This window comes from Streptococcus sp. Marseille-Q5855, assembly GCF_946901985.1.
In the GTDB taxonomy this organism is placed as follows: domain Bacteria; phylum Bacillota; class Bacilli; order Lactobacillales; family Streptococcaceae; genus Streptococcus.
The window spans coordinates 1-17,559 of sequence record NZ_CAMPPR010000007.1 but is presented as its reverse complement, the minus strand read 5'-3'; the positions used below and the strand labels follow the sequence as shown (position 1 = coordinate 17,559).

Below are 17,559 nucleotides of genomic sequence, written 5' to 3'. Positions count from 1 at the left end.
CTTTTTCTATTTTTAATTCGTTTTTGAACCAGTTGCTTTCGTTGACGAAGATGTCTCCGATGAACTGCTTGTGCTTGAATTTGATGTGCTTGAACTTGATGCTACTGGTTTTGTAGTCACCTTCATTATTGTATCAAAGGGAGTGATAACTGCCGGTAAGACAACACCATTGCGGTCGATTGCCTGCAAAGGTACTGAACCACTGTAATTACCTGTTATGCGTTCGCTAGTTGGCAAGACAGCGATAATCTTATCAATTCTATCCAATGTCTCTTGGTCACTCGTAATCGACACTTCTTCATCTGACAGCGTGACATTTTCAATCTGTACCCGACTATCAATTTGACTAGGGTCAATCTCTGGTACAACCTTTACCTTATTCTTCTGAGCCTTCTTACCAATCTTGACTGTAATTTTTTGCGGAGTCGCCACAGCGGTCAGCCCATTGGGTAAATCTTCAATGCTCAAAGGAACTTCAATCGTTCCAACACTGGCATCTGTTAGGTCAGCAGTAACCTTGAATTTACGTGTACTTTCTTGCATTTCACTAGCTAGCGATAGGCGATTTGCACCAGTCAAGATCACTGATACTTCTGAAGCAAAACCGCTAATAAAATACTCATCACTATTATAGCGTATGTCAATAGGGACATTTGTTACTGTATTCGTATAGGTTTCCGTTTTTACCTGCCTAGCACTGGTACTGTTTTGAAAATTCGTCGCCGTAGCATAGACAAATAAGACACAAGCAAAAAAGAGTGAGGATATGATATATAAACTATTTTTTCTCATGTTTCCATCCTCCTAGCAATCGTTCTTTAAAACTAAGACCTGCTTCCTCTTTTGGAAGTAAGATTTCACGTAATTCTGTTTCAAATTCATCAAGTGTTAGGTTGTGCTTAAAGCTTCCATTATAGGTTATCGAAATTCCTCCCGTTTCCTCTGATACGACAAAGGTCAAGGCATCGGATACTTCTGATAAACCAATAGCCGCCCGGTGTCTGGTCCCAAATTCCTTGGAAATCCCTGTGTTTTCTGTCAAGGGCAGATAGGCAGACGTCACAGCGATACGTTCTTCTCTGATAATCACCGCGCCATCATGTAGGGGAGTGTTGGGAATAAAAATGTTAATGAGAAGTTCTGCAGAAATCTTAGCATCTAAGGAAATTCCTGTCGAAATATACTCCTGCAAGGTACGGACACGCTGAATAGCAACCAAGGCTCCGATTTTACGAGGACTCATGTATTCAACAGACTTAACAAAGGCACGAATCATCTGTTCCTCAGCACTAATAGGGGCATTGGAAAAGAAATCTGTCGCTCTTCCCAAACGTTCCAAACCAGTCCGAATCTCTGGAGAGAAGATAACAACCGCCGCAATAACCCCATAAGTAATAATTTGATTGATTAACCAAGAAATCGTAGTCAAGCCAATCATATTTGCAAGGATTTGAGCTAAAATAAACACCAAAACTCCACGTACCAAAATCATAATCTTGGTTCCTGCAATAGCTTTTGTAAAATGATATAAAATATAAGCAACAATCAAAATATCAATCAGATTGATAGCTATCGTCCATGGACTTGCAAACAAACTGGTCCAATATTGCAGATTGGATAATTGTTGAAAATTCATCCCTGATATCCTCCCTATCAAAACACTTTCGTCCTATTATACCATTTTCTGGCATTTTTTTCCCTATCCTAGTCCATTTTACATTGAGCAAAAATATGATACAATAAACTGACTAGAAAAAACAAAGGAGAAACCATGTCTCAACTCTATGATATTACCATTGTAGGTGGTGGTCCTGTCGGTCTTTTTGCAGCCTTTTATGCCCACCTACGCCAAGCCAAGGTCCAAATCATCGACTCCCTTCCGCAACTAGGTGGACAACCTGCTATTCTCTACCCTGAAAAGGAAATTTTAGACGTCCCAGGTTTCCCAAACCTGACTGGAGAAGAATTGACCAACCGTCTAATCGAGCAATTAAATGGCTTTGATACCCCTATTCATCTCAACGAAACGGTTCTTGAGATTGAAAAACAAGAAGATGGCTTTGCCATCACAACTTCTAAAGGAAGTCACCTGTCTAAAACTGTTATCATCGCTATGGGTGGCGGTGCCTTTAAACCACGTTCTCTAGAACTAGAAGGCGTTGAGGACTATGAAAATATCCACTACCACGTTTCCAACATCCAGCAATATGCTGGTAAGAAAGTGACGATTCTGGGTGGTGGAGACTCGGCTGTGGATTGGGCTTTGGCTTTTGAAAAAATTGCGCCAACTACCCTTGTTCACCGCAGAGATAATTTCCGTGCCTTGGAACACAGTGTTCAAGCCTTACAGGAATCATCTGTAACCATCAAGACACCATTCGTCCCTAGCCAACTCCTTGGAGATGGAAAAACGCTCGATAAACTTGAAATCACAAAAGTCAAATCTGATGAAACAGAAACGATTGACCTAGACCACCTCTTTGTCAACTATGGTTTCAAATCTTCTGTCGGTAACCTTAAAAACTGGGGTCTCGACCTCAATCGTCACAAGATTATTGTCAACAGCAAACAAGAATCTAGCCAAGCAGGTATCTATGCTATCGGTGACTGCTGCTACTATGACGGAAAAATTGACTTGATTGCGACAGGTCTCGGAGAAGCTCCAACTGCTGTCAATAATGCTATCAACTACATCGACCCTGAGCAAAAAGTACAACCAAAACACTCTACTAGTTTATAAAAAAGAACCACGAGTCACATAGGATTCGTGGTTTTATAGTTCATCGGCTATCTTGTTGATTTTTCTTAATCTATGATTGACACCACTTTTGGTCAGAGGGGTGCTGAGGCTATCTGCCAACTGTTGGATAGAGTAGTCTGGGTGCTGAATCCGCAACTGCGCTACTTCCTGCAAATCCACTGGCAGATTTTCTAAGCCTATAATATCTTTGATTTTGCTGATATTGTTGATAGTCTTCATGCTGGCAGAAACTGTCCGAGCAATATTAGCTGTCTCGGCATTATTGGCTCGATTAAGATCGTTACGAGTTTCCCGCAAAATCTTAACCCGCTCAAAATCATCACGCGCCTTCATGGCTCCGATTACTATAAGAAAGTCCATAATATCTTCGGCACGCTGGAGATAGGTCACAGCTCCCTTCTTGCGTTCAAGCACCTTGGCATCCAGTAAAAACTGCTGGAGAAGGGAGGCAATCCCTTGCGCGTGGTCCAGATAAACAGAACTGATTTCCAACTGATACTTGCCTGACTCAGGGTCACGAATGCTTCCATTTGCCAAGAAAGCACCACAGAGATAGGCACGGCCTGCTTCCTCGTCTGATAAAATCTCCTCATCAATACCTGTTTCCAAACCAAAAAAGGAGTCTGCCAAGTGCAAATCACTTAACAAATCCTGCACCTTTTCATCTGTAAAAACGGTATAGACCCGATTCTTGCGGAGATTGCTTCTTTGGTGGTGACGTATTTCCGATTTGATTTCATAGAAATGGAGAAAGGACTCATAGAGGTGACGAGCCAGTTTGGCATTTTCTGTCACGACGGACAAGGTCAGGCCCGAGGTCGAGAGACCGATGCTACCAGACATCTTGATAATGGCAGATAATTCATGCCGGCTTAGATGGTGCTGACCTAGGATTTCTTCTTTTACTGCTACTGTGAAACTCATTTTCTCACCTGTATAATCCGCATCAACTCATCCACTATCAAATTCCCATCGTGGAAGGCACCACCATTTTCCAGACGGAGGAAGTTGGATGAAATCACGCGCGGAACTTGCTTACAAAGACTTGCAAAATCATGTTCCACCTGCACCAAGTATTCATCAAACCGGTTGGAATTCATGTATTCCTGAGGCACTTTTTCGATATTTACCAAGACAGTATCGATAAAAGGGCGACCAAGATGACGATGCAAGACCTCCACATGATCACTATCTGTAAAGTGTTCTGTCTCCCCACGTTGGGTCATGATATTGCAGACATAGGCGATTTCTGCCTTAGTTTCCAAAAGCGCCTGCCCAATTTCCTTAATGACAATATTGGGCAAAATAGAGGTAAAGAGAGAGCCAGGCCCTAGGACAATCATGTCACTTTCAAGAATGGTCTGCACTACTCGACGACTGGCCAGAGGCGTATCATCGTTGAGGGTATTGGTCACATAGACATGGTCAATCATGCCTGGATGGTCTGCAATATGACTCTCTCCAGCCACTTCTGTCCCATCCTGAAAGACTGCATGCAGGGTCAAAGGATGGTCACTGGAAGGATAAATCTTCCCAGTCGTATGGAAAAATTTGCTCAGCAACTGCATGGCATTATAGGTCGAACCCTGCATTTCTGACAGACCTGCAATAATGAGATTTCCCAATGGATGTCCAGCAAAGGCTCCAGCATCTTCAGAAAAGCGATACTGAAAGACCTTTTCATAAAACTTAGGCATATCCGACATGGCCACAAGGACATTACGAAGATCACCTGGCGGTGTCAATTGTTGCATATTTTTTCGGAGTTCACCTGAAGAACCACCATCATCTGCCACCGTTACGATAGCCGCGATTTCCACATCTTTTTCCCGCAGACTTTTAAGAATGACGGGGATCCCAGTACCTCCACCAATCACCGTTATCTTTGGTTTTCTCATGAACGGTTTACCGTTTCCTTTCTTCGGTCTTTGTCGCGATGCCCTTCATTGACAGGCCAAGTCTTGGATAAGTCCTGCGCCAAGCGTTTGGCAAAGGCCACACTACGGTGTTGTCCACCCGTACATCCCATGGCAATGGTCAAAACGGACTTACCTTCCTTTTGGTAACTTGGCAAAATCGGTTCAATCAAGGCCAACAAATGCTGATAAAAATCTTCTGACTCAGGATGATTCATGACATAGTCATACACTGGTTCATCCACACCCGTTTGGTTTCTCAGTTCTGGAAGGTAGTAGGGATTTGGCAAGAATCGGACATCAAAGACCAAGTCCGCATCAATCGGGATTCCATATTTAAAGCCGAAAGACATGACTTCGATACGGAAAGACTGGGCTTGTTCTTGATCTGAAAACTGCTCTGCAAGGGTTTTACGCAGCTCACGAGGAGTAAGTTCAGTCGTATCCACCACATTTTGGCTCATATTTTTCAAAGGCGCCAAGAGCTCACGTTCCAGCTTGATTCCATCCAAAATCCGACCATCTGCAGCTAATGGGTGACTCCGTCTGGTTTCCTTGTAACGCGCGACCAATTCCTTATCGGCTGCATCCAAAAAGAGAATTTTAAAGTCCAGTTCTTCCTTGTTTTCCAACTCATCCAAAACAGCTTGAATCTCCGAGAAGAAAGAACGGCTACGCATATCCACTACCAAGGCCAACTTAGGATCGTCTTCCTTAGTTTCCACCAACTGCAAAAACTTAGGCAAGAGGGCTGGCGGCATATTATCAATAGTAAAATAACCTAAATCCTCGAAAGACTGAATGGCTACAGTTTTGCCCGCACCACTCATCCCTGTCACAATCACCAAGTGAAGTTGTTTCTTTGTCATCTTTTTCTCCTTATATCAAAAGAAGCTTGGCAGCACCAAACTTCAACTAGCTTATCCAATCTCTGCGATGACTTCAATTTCGACTTTTACATCACGAGGAAGACGAGCTACCTCCACAGCTGAACGAGCTGGAAATTCCTCTTTAAAGGCCGTTTGGTAAACCTCGTTAAAAGGAACGAAGTCGTTCATATCGCTCAAGAAGCAAGTTGTTTTGACAACATGGTCAAAGTCTGTTCCTGCTTCTGCCAAAATAGCACCGATGTTTTTTAAGACTTGCTCTGTCTGTTCTTGAATCGTTTCTCCAACGATTTCCCCAGTTTCAGGAGAGAGAGGAACTTGACCACTAGCAAACAAAAGGTTCCCAACGATTTTTCCTTGAACATAGGGTCCGATAGCCTTTGGAGCTTTGTCTGTATGAATTGTTTTTGCCATTTTCTTTTCCTCACAATTTTTCTAAGATTGCATCCCAAGCCTCATCCATCCCTGCCTTGCTGACAGATGAAAAGAGGATGAAATCGTCACTTGGGTCAAAGTTTAATTTCTTTTTGATTGCTGATTCGTGCTTGTTCCATTTACCACGAGGAATCTTGTCCGCCTTGGTCGCAACGATGATAACCGGAATCTCGTAATACTTGAGAAATTCGTACATCTGCACATCATCTGCTGACGGGTCATGACGAAGGTCAACTAAACTGACTACCGCACGGAGATTTTCCCGAGTCGTTAGATACTCCTCAATCATGCGCCCCCACTTTTCACGTTCCTTTTTGGAAACACGGGCATAACCATAGCCAGGAACATCCACAAAGCGCATCTTGTCGTCAATGTTAAAGAAGTTGAGCAGCTGGGTTTTCCCAGGTTTCCCTGACGTACGAGCCAGATTCTTACGATTCAACATAGTGTTGATAAAGCTAGACTTACCAACATTGGAACGCCCTGCTAGGGCAATCTCTGGCAGTTCATCCTGTGGGTAGTGGGATTTATTCGCCGCACTGAGCAAGATTTCAGCATTATGTCTATTCAGTTCCATAGTCACCTCTAGGCTGTTTCTAGGATTGGTTTATCCGTTCCATCGACAGCTTCTTTTGTGATGCGAACCAATTTCACATTTTCCTGACTCGGTACTTCAAACATAACGTCCAACATGGTTTCTTCAATAATCGAACGAAGACCACGCGCCCCAGTCTTCCGTTCGATGGCCTTGTTGGCAATCTCTTGAAGGGCCTCATCGTCAAATTCCAACTCGACATCATCATAAGAAAGCAAGGTTTGATATTGTTTGACCAAGGCATTTCTTGGCTCTTTCAAGATGCGAACCAAGTCATCCACTGTCAATTGCTCAAGAGCCGCAAAAACAGGCAAGCGCCCAATCAATTCTGGAATAATCCCGAATTTTTGAATATCTTCTGCGATGATTTCTTGCATGTAAGAGCTATTTTCATCAATCGCTTTATTATTTTGACCAAATCCGATGACTTTTTCTCCAAGACGTTGTTTAACAATTTCTTCAATACCATCAAAGGCACCACCAACAATGAAGAGGATATTCTTGGTATCTACTTGAATCATTTCTTGTTGCGGATGTTTGCGTCCACCTTGAGGTGGTACGCTAGCAACTGTTCCTTCGATAATCTTGAGAAGGGCTTGTTGCACCCCTTCACCAGAAACATCACGTGTGATAGACACGTTCTCACTCTTCTTGGCAATCTTGTCAATTTCATCCACATAGATAATGCCACGCTCTGCACGTTCAATATTAAAGTCAGCAGCCTGCAAGAGTTTGAGGAGGATATTTTCCACATCCTCACCTACATAACCAGCTTCAGTAAGAGCTGTTGCATCCGCAATCGCAAAAGGCACGTTCAAGCTCTTAGCCAAGGTCTGGGCAAGGAAAGTTTTCCCTGAACCAGTTGGGCCAATCATCAAGATGTTTGACTTCTGCAAATCCACATCTTCTGACTCTTCACGCGTATCGTGGAAATTGATGCGTTTGTAGTGGTTGTATACTGCTACTGCTAAAGCACGTTTGGCACGATCTTGACCAATTACATAGTAGTTCAAGATATGGAGGAGTTCAATTGGTTTTGGCACCTCAGACAAGTCTGCCAAGACTTCCTCAACCAATTCTTCTCGAATGATTTCCTGAGCTAGCTCCACGCATTCATTACAAATAAAAGCATTGTTCCCAGCGATTATTTTTTGTACTTCTTCTTGGTTTTTGCCACAAAATGAGCAATAAACCATCATATCATTTTTTCTATTTGTAGACATGATTTCCTTCCATTCTATACTGTCATTCTATCTAAAATAAGGTCATGTAAAAAGCATGAATACTATTGACCAGATTGGTAAAGGCATTTAACCAAAGGAGGATAGAAAGCCCGTAACGCTTTTTACGAAAAGCCTGTGCCCCTGCAAGCAAGCAGACCAAACACAGCATGGCTGTGAAAAAACCAAATATACTACGTTCCATTAGACTTCCTTTCTCTTGCGGTATTGGATGGTAAAATCATAAGGGTTTTTCTCATCTTTGGTATAGGATTTGCTTGAAACTGTCTCAAAAAGGGACAAGTCAAACTCTTCAGGGAAATAGGTATCTCCCTCCACCCGAGTATGAATTTGAGTCATAATCACTTCATCAAGGTAGGGTTCAAAAGCCTGAAAAATCTGCTTCCCACCGAGAATATAGAGATTCTTGTCTTGACCCTGATACCAGTCCAAGACAGACTGGACATCCTTAAAAGTAGTAACCCCATCTATCTTTTCTTCCAAATTACGTGTCAAAATCAAGGTCTCCCGTTTTGGAAGAAGACGACGTCCTATTCCATCAAAGGTCACACGCCCCATCAAGATAGCATGATTCAGAGTTGTTTCTTTAAAGTGTTGCAATTCTGCTGGTAAATGCCAAGGCAGACGATTGTCCTTACCAATCACACCCTCTTCATCCTGGGCCCAAATAGCTACGATTTTCTTAGTCATGCTTCCATCCTTTTCACTGATAGTACTATTTTATCAAAAAACTCAAAAAAAGACTGGTTTGGAATAGCTTACAGAATAGAAAAAAATCTGTAAGAGGCATCCTACAGATTTTTATATGATTATTCTATTTCTTACAAACCAGGTGCTTGTCCAAGTTCTGCGGCAAGCATCCAGATTGTTTTATCAGTTTCAGTTTTAGCATCTGTAAAGATACCGTTTGTCACATCGTCACCTTCTTCATCAGTAACATCCAAACCTTTTTGGAAGAGTTCTGACAAGTAACGGTAGATAGCAAGCACACGTTCCAAGCTTTCTTCAACATTGCGGTATTCACCAGCTTCTTCTTCGATTTCACTATTTTGAAGGAATTCTGTCAATGTAGAGAATGGGCTACCTCCAAGTGTAATCAAACGTTCGCTGATTTCATCTAAATGACCATCAAGAGCATCCATGTACTCATCCATTTTTGGATGCCATACCATAAAACCGCGTCCACGCATGTACCAGTGCACTTGATGAAGAGCAATATGCGCTACATACAAATCTGCAACAGCTTGATTCAAAACTTCCTTTGTTTTTGCCAATGCTACTGGCGCTGCTTTTGTTAATGTTGCGACATCTTTTGCTGCTTCTTTTTTCAATTCTACCATTTTATTTTACCTCGTTCATTATTTTTTGTAACCACTTCTTAATGATTACTACCTTAGTATACTACTAAGGAAAGACAATAGCAAGCCAAATGACCCACATGAGAAAAGTTGCAATAGACTGATAATTTAAGAATTCTTTAGAATAAAACACAGTCCCCTTACACATCTCTTAACTGCGACAAAATAAAGAAAAAGAGGATGCAATTTTCTTGCACACTCCTTTTTCAAACTTATATCTTAATACCAAACGCTGACATCCACACGCCCTTGGATTCCTTTCATGTATTCAGAAGAGGTATACTGCCAACCTTTTTCTCCTGAATAATGAGGATTTTCCCATTCTAAAGCATTGGTATAGGCCGCTACCCAGTTTACATGTTTTAAAATATCTGGGTGTTTTAAACGCGTCTGTAATAAACTACGATAGCTATAGACATACACATTTTGATAGCCCGCCTGCTTCATCGTCTCCATGTACTTGTTGATAATCTTAACCCAAGTACCTGTATCACTCGGAGCACGCTTACTTTTATTCACATACTCCCAGTTCTCAACATCATAGTAGATAGGGTAAGACAAGTTCATATTGTATTTCTTCAGAAGTTCAATGGTCTGTTCAGCGTCATTCTCAGCATCGGTCTCATTTTCAGCATAGGTATAGAGATAGACACCATAAGGAATTCCCAGACGGTTTAACTCCTTAATGTTATGCGCCAATTCCTTGTCTTCTTTACCGCTATAACCTAGACGAACAATGACACCATCCACCTCGTTCTCATCAATAACCTTTTTCCAATCATTGATACGACCATTGTGCTCACTAATATCAATAACTTTCTTAGCATGTTCGGTTCCCACTTGCTCTTCTCTATTATTAAAGAAATAGCGTTTACCATCTCTGTGAACCCAGCCGACATTCAAATCTTTCTTTTCTTTGAGCTCACCAGAAGCCGCAAAGATATAGCGAGCACCATCCATAATCACTTCATCAGTCGCCATGGCACCACTTCCAGTCAAATAGTAGTTGCCTTGCCACTCATTCCGCGCCATATAGCCCCACTTCTTGAAATAGTACCATTTGCCGCCCACTTTTTGCCACTCTTGGTTGGCATAAGTTCCATCGGATTTTAGATAAAAATAAGCAGAATAAGCCGGATCATAAAGCCATTCATTTTGCATCATGGCACCTTGACCATTCAAGAAATAACTTCCTTGCCATTGGCTTTTAGCCATGTAACCCCACTTCTTGAAGTAATACCACTTATTTCCAATCAATTGCCATTCTTGATGAGCATAAGCCCCATCTGACTTAAGATAAAACCAACTCTTGTAATTACTGTCATAGATCCACTCGTTTTGGGCCATATAGCCACCTGATTTCAGGTAGTAATTTCCATGCCATTCATTCTGCGTGTAACGACCATCTGAATTAATATAAAACCAAGCCTTGTAGTAGTTGTCAAAAATCCATTCACTTTGAGCTTTAGAACCATCAGCCTTTACATAATAATCCCCATCCCAGTGGGCAGAGACACTGTTTCTCTGTTCATTGCTACTAGTTGATGAAGTCCCTGTTGATAGACTAGATTTTTCTGAAACTGTGCTTCCACTTGTTTCATCTGCCGCAATTCCTGAAACTCTTGCGCCAAGTAAGCAGAGACTTGCTAGCCCTATACATACAATTTTTGTTTTCAATCTTTCCTCTCCTATAAAAAATGGAACAGGCACCTGAATGCTGTTCCACCTAGCTTTTGCTACTGATTATTTTACAAAGTCAAGCAAAGCCAAGAAGCTTTCAGCTTCAAGTGACGCACCACCTACAAGGGCACCGTCAACGTCTGGACAAGCCATGTATGAAGTAACGTTCTCAGGTTTAACAGAACCACCGTATTGAACACGAACTTTGTCCGCAACTTCTTGACCGAAGTCAGCAGCTACAACGTCACGAACAACTTTACACATTTTTTGTGCATCGTCTTGTGAAGCTGATTTACCAGTACCGATAGCCCAGATTGGCTCATAAGCGATAACTGATGCAGCAACTTGTTCAGCAGTCAATCCAGCCAATGCAGCAGATACTTGAGCACCTACGAATTCAGCAGCTTTACCAGCTTCGTAAGTTTCAAGTGACTCACCACAACAGATGATTGGAAGCATACCGTTTGCAAAGATTGCTTTTGCTTTTTTGTTGATATCTTCGTCAGTTTCATGGAAGTAGTCACGGCGTTCTGAGTGACCGATAACAACGTAGTCAGTACCGATTTCTTTCAAAACTTGTGGGCTAGTTTCACCAGTGAAGGCACCTGCATTTTCAAAGTAGCAGTTTTGAGCAGCAACTTTAAGGTTTGAACCTTTTGCAGCAGCAAGAACAGTTGTCAAATCAACTGCAGGAGCTGCGATACCTGCTTCAACAAGATCTGATGAAGGAAGTTTTGATGCAACAGCTTCAACGAATGCTTTAGCTTCTTCTGGATTTTTGTTCATTTTCCAGTTACCAGCGATAAATGGTTTACGTGACATTTCACATACCTCTTTTTTCAATTTATTTTCTACTTATTTTATCACAATTAGACACAGCTTGCAAATCTTACTCGGATTTCAAGCCTGCTTCCAACGATTAATCCTTCCAGAGATCCATGGCATTTCTAAAATCCACAGATACCTGTGTCAACTGAGGATTGCTGGCTTCTCTTTCTGCCCGCTTAGCCTCAATTTGAGCCACACTTTTGATACCTTCATGGCGCCAGTTTCTCAAAATCGCCTGAATGTACTTCCAGTTTGCTTTTCCATTTAAAACAGCTTCACGAAGAGCCTCCTTAATCAAGTCAGCACTGGTTCCATCTTCCTTTAGTGTCTTGGTCAAATCTTCAATCTCAAAAGGTGTCAACAAGCGTCCCAATTCCTGCTGGAAGGTTTCCACCAAATCCTTGAGCTGATTCTGAGGTGTCAACTGGTCTGAACTTGAATCAGCGACTCCAAGCAAGTCGTCCAAGCGTTCCAAAGCCAAACTAGCATCAAAAAGCAATTCGATTTCACCATTTAATTCGATAGTACGATACTGGAGAAGTCCCCTCTCCGTCAGATTAGAGATAGACTGGTTGACATCCGAAATTTCCTTGCCAATCCTTTCAGCAATCTGGCTTGGCGACATTTCTTCCAAGCCTGTCGTATTTTGCAAATAGAAAAATTGCCAGACCAGAAAATCGTCGCTAGAAGGAAAGAGTTCCTTAAAATGCAAGAGCAGGGCACTCGGTAAAACCAAGTTCCCTGATTTAAAAGCGTCTAAATATGTCATAATTCCTCTTATAAATACCCAAATGCGGATGCATCATCTTCTATCTTTCTCCAGTCAAAAGGCGTCTCCTGATAGACCGCATAATTCACCCAGTTACTGAAAAAGAGGGCTGCTGATGAAGACCAACAAAGACAAGGTATCTGGTTGACATCATCATCCTTAAAGTAATTTTCTGGAATATGAGGATCCAAACCTGCATCACGATCTCGGAAATATTCATTTGCCAAGGTATCACGATCATATTCCAAATGCCCAAAACTATAAATTTCTCGTAAATCACGACTAGCCAAAATCGAAACCCCAACCTGTGGCCCTTCTGATAAAATCTCGAGATTGGTTTTGTTTAAGACTTCTTCCTTAGAAATCTCCGTGTGCCGTGAATGAGGGGATACATAGCTATCGTCAAAGCCTCTAAAAAGAAGGTGCCCTTCTTTTAAAGCATCCTGAGGATAAATACCTGATAACTTACTGTCCATCTGGTATTTTTCTACCCCATAGCGTAGGTAGAGCCCAGCCTGAGCCCCCCAACAGATATGAAGCGTCGAATAGACATGAGTCTTGGACCACTCAAGCACCTGGCTAAATTCCTCCCAATAGTCCACTTCCTCAAATGGTAAATGTTCAACTGGAGCACCCGTGATAATCATCCCATCAAAATACTCATCCTTGACTTCAGGAAAAGTTTTATAAAAGGTCTCCATGTGCTCTGAACGAGTTGTCTTAGAACGGTGGCTCTCCATATAGAGAAAATCAATATCCAGTTGTAGGGGGGTATTAGCCAAGTGGCGTAACAACTGGGTTTCTGTGACCATTTTCTGTGGCATGAGATTTAAAATTAAAATCTTCAAAGGACGAATATCTTGGTGAGCAGCACGTTGATCATCCATGACAAAGATGTTCTCTGTCCGTAAAATCTCAACAGCTGGCAATTTTTTATCAATTCGAATCGGCATAACCCTCTCCTAACTGTATTCTTTCAGGAATCATTGCATATGTTTGAAGCCAAATCTCAAACACTTAGTCCTTTTATTATACTGCAAGAAGATATAGTTTTCAATTATAGTTTTTCTCTAACTAGCTATAGTCTATTTTTATATCCTAATGTAGAGAAAACAGCCCTAGGGACTGTTTTTCATTAATAATGCATCAAAACTTTGTAATCGTAGTCACCGATTTTTTCACGGCCGTTCAATTCATCCAATTCAACAAGGAAGGCACAACCTGCTACAACACCACCAAGTTTTTCAATCATCTCGATGGTTGCCTTAACAGTTCCACCTGTTGCCAAGAGGTCATCTACAATAAGAACACGTTGACCTGGCTTGATGGCATCCGCATGCATAGTCAAGGTATCAACACCGTACTCTTTTTCATAGTCAGCAGAAATGACTTCACGTGGTAATTTACCTGGCTTACGAACAGGGGCAAAACCAATTCCCAACTCAAAGGCAACTGGACAGCCCACGATAAATCCACGAGCCTCAGGCCCTACAATCATGTCTATTTTCTTGTCAGTAGCATACTGAACAATTTCACGAACAGCGTAGCTATATGCATTTCCATCAGCCATCAAAGGACTGATATCACGGAAGGTAATCCCTTCCTTTGGATAATTTTCAATTGTTGCAATGTAATCTTTTAAATTCATCTTTTTCTTTCTTTCAAAGTTTTTTACTCTCTATTATACCATACTTTCTAGTAAAGAAGAAAGAGAAAACAATATTTCATCTGCTAGTCACCCTATAAGGCAAATAAGATGACCATTTTTATTCAAAGGGTATCACAAGATAGATGCATAATATGACTTCCCTAGCAAAAAGGAGAGAAGCATTTTGTTTCTCTCCTTAGATTAACTGATATCTCTCCACTACAATTGATAAAGAGATATCTTTTCTTGTAGTGCTTTGAATTTTATTTATTTTAGTAGACTGTTTTTTCAGTTTCTACATCAAAGAAGTGTGCTTTGTTCAAGTCAAATCCAAGTTCAACTGTTGCACCTGTTTGCAAGTAGTCACGAGCATCAACTTTTGCAACAAATTCATCTTTACCAACTTGGCAGTAAAGGTGAGATTCTGAACCAAGCAGTTCTGATACAGAGATAGTCGCTTTTACAACACAGTCTGGGAATGTTTCAAGGAAAGCAGGTTCTGCATTCACGTCTTCTGGACGAATACCGAAGATCAATTCTTTACCTTCGTAGCCTTTTTCACGAAGAACTTTCAAAGCACCTTCTGGAACTTTCAAACGGAAACCATCAGAAATAATTTCACTTCCAACCAATTTCACATTGATGAAGTTCATAGCTGGGCTTCCGATGAATCCTGCTACGAATTTATTAACTGGGTTTTTGTAAACTTCTTGAGGAGTACCGATTTGTTCAACACGTCCGATAGTACCTGTACCAGCAGGGTTCTTAGTTGCTGACATGATAACGATACGGTCTGCAAGTGTCATCGCTTCTGTTTGGTCGTGAGTTACGTAGATAGTAGTAGCTCCGATACGACGGTGGATTTTCGCAATCTCAGCACGCATTGATACACGAAGTTTAGCATCCAAGTTTGACAAAGGTTCGTCCATCAAGAATACTTTTGCATCACGGACGATGGCACGACCCATGGCAACACGTTGACGTTGACCACCTGAAAGGTCAGCTGGTTTACGTTCCAAAAATTCTTTCAATCCAAGAATTTCAGCTGCTTCTTGCACACGTTTGTCGATGTCTTCTTTGCTGTATTTACGCAATTTCAAACCGAAAGCCATGTTGTCATAAACAGTCATGTGTGGGTAAAGAGCGTAGTTTTGGAATACCATGGCGATGTCACGGTCTTTTGGAGCTACGTCGTTGACAACCACGCCATCGATAGATGCAGTACCTTCTGTGATGTCTTCAAGACCAGCAATCATACGGAGTGTAGTTGATTTACCACATCCTGAAGGACCTACGAAAACGATAAATTCTTTATCTTTGATGTTCAAGTTGAAATCTTCAACTGAATAGTGTTCGCTGTTTGGATATTTTTTGTAAATATTTTTAAGATTTAATTCTACCATGAGGTGAACTCCTTTTGTCTTTTGATAATTATATTATAGATGAAAACGCTTTACATTTCTATGGCAAGGTGACCAAAAAAACAAAAAAGTTCTGTGCAACTTGCACAAAACTTTAGAGAATATCGGAGAATTTTAAGAAGATAATCTTTATTATTCTTCTATACAAAAGACAAAAGCAGAAACAAGGATTAGTTTTCCCATATTTTCGCTGATTCTCCACTACATTTGACTGGATTCTAATTTTTTAGAGAAATACAAAAGAGCTAGCCTAAGCTAACTCTTATCCTATGCGGAGAGAGGGACTTGAACCCTCACGACCTAAAGCGGTCACAGGATCCTTAGTCCTGCGCGTCTGCCAATTCCGCCATCCCCGCGTCGATTACTTTACTAGTATATCAACTTTTGGGATACTTGTCAACACTTTTTTTCAAAATTTTTCATTTCATCTACCAAATTACTCAGAAAGTTCATTTAGATTTTCATCTACCAACTTAGCTCCAAGTGTATTTTTGAAATGACCTAGGGCAAATTGATGATTTTCAGGCCAGATAGAAGCAACAGCTGGTTTAACAATCTCGATGTCATATCCTAGATTATAGGCATCTATAGCTGTATGCAGGACACAAATATCCGTCAAGACTCCTGTTAAAATAACTGTAGACACTCTACGCTCTCTCAAACGAATATCTAGGTCAGTCCCTGAAAAAGCTGAGTAATGGCGTTTATCCATCCAAAAGACACGACTGTCTGAACCATGCTCTTGATAAAAGATCCCCAAATCTCCATATAAATTCCGTCCACTAGTCCCAATCAGATTATGAGGCGGGAATAGTTTACTTTCTGGATGGAAACAATCGTTTTCTTCATGAGCATCGATAGTAAAGAAGATGTAATCTCCGCGTTCAAAAGCTAATCGAGTCACCTTGCTAATGGCTTCCGAAATAGCTTGAGCTGGAGCCCCTGCTGTCAATTTTCCACTATCAGCAACAAAATCTTCTGTATAATCAATCGAAATTAAAGCCTTTACCATTAGTAATCTCTTTTCTTCACTTCTTCAAAAATATCTGAAATCAAGACCTTAAGATAGGTTCCCTTCATTCCAAGTGAGCGACTTTCAATAATTCCCGCAGATTCAAGTTTACGAAGGGCATTGACAATCACAGAGCGGGTAATCCCGATACGGTCTGCAATCACTGATGCAGTTAACTGCCCTTCATTTCCATTTAATTCTCCTAAAATTGCTGAAACAGCACGGAGTTCGGAATAAGAAAGGGTATTAACCGCCATGGTAACAGCAGTACGGCGACGGATATTTTTCTCATCTTCTTCACGCTGGAAGTTAAGAAGCTGAATCCCAACAACGGTACTGGCAATCTCAACAAGAATCAAGTCCTCATCTTCGAATTTTTTATCATTGCGCCAAATAATCAAAGAACCAAGGCGAATCCCCGATACATGAATCGGTGCAATAGTCGTCAAGCCATCTGGAAAATCGTCTCTACTCTCAACAGGGAAAATACTCATATCATGCTCAACAGGCAAATTTGCTTCTGTTTCGTAAATCATATTAGCCCCTTGAACGTAGTCATCTGGGAAAATCTTAGTTTGGAAGAATTGCTCTACGCGATCTGTATTTGTTTTATAACGCATAAAATAGCCAAGCAGACGTCCCTTACTATTGATAATGCAGGCATTGCAATGAATAATATCCGCTAACTGACGCGTAATAGCGTTGTAAGGCAGCTCATCCTGCAACTGCTCCTCTGAGCGCTTCAAAATTGATGTAATCTTTCTTGTTTTTTCTAATAAATGTGCCATTTTTCACCTCGAATTTAATCGCTATCATTATAACATAAAAACGTCTCTTTTTCAATAATTATCTGAAAATTCCTTATTGACTTGCAATTTTTAAAAACCTGTAACTTCTCAAAGTAACTTCCACTTGCCTATCCAAAGTGGAAGTTAGTCTAAAACGGATTTTTATGGTGGAATTAAGTGTGAGACGTTTGAGTTAGAAACGAGGTCTACTATGACAAAA

At 41.1% G+C, this 17,559-nt stretch carries 20 protein-coding genes and 1 tRNA gene; 1 reads left to right on the top strand and 20 read right to left on the bottom strand.

Annotated features, from left to right (window positions below):
- Positions 1-12: 12 nt before the first annotated feature.
- Complete coding sequence (locus OC529_RS09960; protein WP_262082065.1) at positions 13-792, bottom strand: YbbR-like domain-containing protein; 780 nt, start codon at positions 790-792, stop codon at positions 13-15.
- On the bottom strand, positions 779-1,636 hold the full coding sequence (gene cdaA, locus OC529_RS09955; protein ID WP_262082064.1) for a diadenylate cyclase CdaA: 858 nt from the start codon (positions 1,634-1,636) through the stop codon (positions 779-781). The genes OC529_RS09960 and cdaA overlap by 14 nt, the downstream gene beginning before the upstream one ends.
- Before the next feature lie 135 nt (positions 1,637-1,771).
- Between cdaA and OC529_RS09950 the strand changes: the two genes are divergently transcribed.
- The gene (locus OC529_RS09950; RefSeq protein WP_262082063.1) at positions 1,772-2,740 is read left to right on the top strand and encodes an NAD(P)/FAD-dependent oxidoreductase; all 969 of its coding nucleotides are present in this window, start codon (positions 1,772-1,774) and stop codon (positions 2,738-2,740) included.
- A 33-nt stretch (positions 2,741-2,773) separates the two neighbouring features.
- Here OC529_RS09950 and whiA read toward each other — a convergent pair whose 3' ends face one another.
- From whiA to codY, 18 genes are all read right to left on the bottom strand, one after another.
- Positions 2,774-3,685 (bottom strand): DNA-binding protein WhiA, encoded by a 912-nt coding sequence (gene whiA / locus OC529_RS09945; protein ID WP_262082062.1) that lies wholly within the window; start codon positions 3,683-3,685, stop codon positions 2,774-2,776.
- A complete protein-coding gene (locus tag OC529_RS09940) occupies positions 3,682-4,659 on the bottom strand; it encodes a YvcK family protein (RefSeq protein ID WP_172929042.1) in 978 nt (325 codons plus the stop codon). Before OC529_RS09940 ends, whiA begins: the two co-directional genes overlap by 4 nt.
- Positions 4,656-5,546: an RNase adapter RapZ gene (gene rapZ, locus OC529_RS09935; RefSeq protein WP_261026475.1), complete on the bottom strand. Its 891-nt coding sequence runs from the start codon at positions 5,544-5,546 to the stop codon at positions 4,656-4,658. The genes OC529_RS09940 and rapZ overlap by 4 nt, the downstream gene beginning before the upstream one ends.
- A gap of 51 nt (positions 5,547-5,597) precedes the next feature.
- Complete coding sequence (locus tag OC529_RS09930; protein ID WP_001140420.1) at positions 5,598-5,978, bottom strand: RidA family protein; 381 nt, start codon at positions 5,976-5,978, stop codon at positions 5,598-5,600.
- A gap of 10 nt (positions 5,979-5,988) precedes the next feature.
- A complete protein-coding gene (gene yihA, locus OC529_RS09925) occupies positions 5,989-6,576 on the bottom strand; it encodes a ribosome biogenesis GTP-binding protein YihA/YsxC (RefSeq protein ID WP_000422580.1) in 588 nt (195 codons plus the stop codon).
- An 8-nt stretch (positions 6,577-6,584) separates the two neighbouring features.
- The gene (gene clpX, locus OC529_RS09920) at positions 6,585-7,817 is read right to left on the bottom strand and encodes an ATP-dependent Clp protease ATP-binding subunit ClpX (RefSeq protein WP_262082061.1); all 1,233 of its coding nucleotides are present in this window, start codon (positions 7,815-7,817) and stop codon (positions 6,585-6,587) included.
- A 31-nt stretch (positions 7,818-7,848) separates the two neighbouring features.
- Positions 7,849-8,019, bottom strand: a complete 171-nt coding sequence (locus OC529_RS09915; RefSeq protein WP_049511125.1) for a hypothetical protein — start codon at positions 8,017-8,019, stop codon at positions 7,849-7,851.
- Positions 8,019-8,525, bottom strand: coding sequence for a dihydrofolate reductase (locus tag OC529_RS09910; protein ID WP_262082060.1), 507 nt, complete (start codon positions 8,523-8,525; stop codon positions 8,019-8,021). The genes OC529_RS09915 and OC529_RS09910 overlap by 1 nt, the downstream gene beginning before the upstream one ends.
- A gap of 131 nt (positions 8,526-8,656) precedes the next feature.
- On the bottom strand, positions 8,657-9,175 hold the full coding sequence (locus OC529_RS09905) for a Dps family protein (protein ID WP_262082059.1): 519 nt from the start codon (positions 9,173-9,175) through the stop codon (positions 8,657-8,659).
- A 237-nt stretch (positions 9,176-9,412) separates the two neighbouring features.
- Positions 9,413-10,903, bottom strand: a complete 1,491-nt coding sequence (lytC, locus tag OC529_RS09900; protein ID WP_262082058.1) for a choline binding-anchored murein hydrolase LytC — start codon at positions 10,901-10,903, stop codon at positions 9,413-9,415.
- Positions 10,904-10,936: 33 nt separating this feature from the next.
- Positions 10,937-11,695 carry a triose-phosphate isomerase gene (gene tpiA, locus OC529_RS09895; protein ID WP_138702052.1) on the bottom strand — a complete coding sequence of 253 codons (759 nt, stop codon included), beginning with the start codon at positions 11,693-11,695 and terminating at the stop codon, positions 10,937-10,939.
- A 97-nt stretch (positions 11,696-11,792) separates the two neighbouring features.
- Entirely contained in the window at positions 11,793-12,470 is a 678-nt protein-coding gene (locus OC529_RS09890; RefSeq protein ID WP_173226800.1) for a DnaD domain-containing protein, read from the bottom strand.
- Between the two features lie 8 nt (positions 12,471-12,478).
- Positions 12,479-13,423: a homoserine O-succinyltransferase gene (gene metA / locus OC529_RS09885; protein ID WP_262082057.1), complete on the bottom strand. Its 945-nt coding sequence runs from the start codon at positions 13,421-13,423 to the stop codon at positions 12,479-12,481.
- A gap of 182 nt (positions 13,424-13,605) precedes the next feature.
- Positions 13,606-14,118 (bottom strand): adenine phosphoribosyltransferase, encoded by a 513-nt coding sequence (locus OC529_RS09880; RefSeq protein ID WP_001049318.1) that lies wholly within the window; start codon positions 14,116-14,118, stop codon positions 13,606-13,608.
- A 272-nt stretch (positions 14,119-14,390) separates the two neighbouring features.
- A complete protein-coding gene (locus OC529_RS09875) occupies positions 14,391-15,521 on the bottom strand; it encodes an ABC transporter ATP-binding protein (protein WP_000229957.1) in 1,131 nt (376 codons plus the stop codon).
- A 288-nt stretch (positions 15,522-15,809) separates the two neighbouring features.
- Positions 15,810-15,895: transfer RNA gene (locus tag OC529_RS09870), tRNA-Leu, on the bottom strand.
- A gap of 80 nt (positions 15,896-15,975) precedes the next feature.
- Positions 15,976-16,551 carry a cysteine hydrolase family protein gene (locus tag OC529_RS09865; RefSeq protein ID WP_262082056.1) on the bottom strand — a complete coding sequence of 192 codons (576 nt, stop codon included), beginning with the start codon at positions 16,549-16,551 and terminating at the stop codon, positions 15,976-15,978.
- Positions 16,551-17,339, bottom strand: coding sequence for a GTP-sensing pleiotropic transcriptional regulator CodY (codY, locus tag OC529_RS09860; RefSeq protein ID WP_000940732.1), 789 nt, complete (start codon positions 17,337-17,339; stop codon positions 16,551-16,553). The genes OC529_RS09865 and codY overlap by 1 nt, the downstream gene beginning before the upstream one ends.
- Positions 17,340-17,559 lie beyond the last annotated feature (220 nt).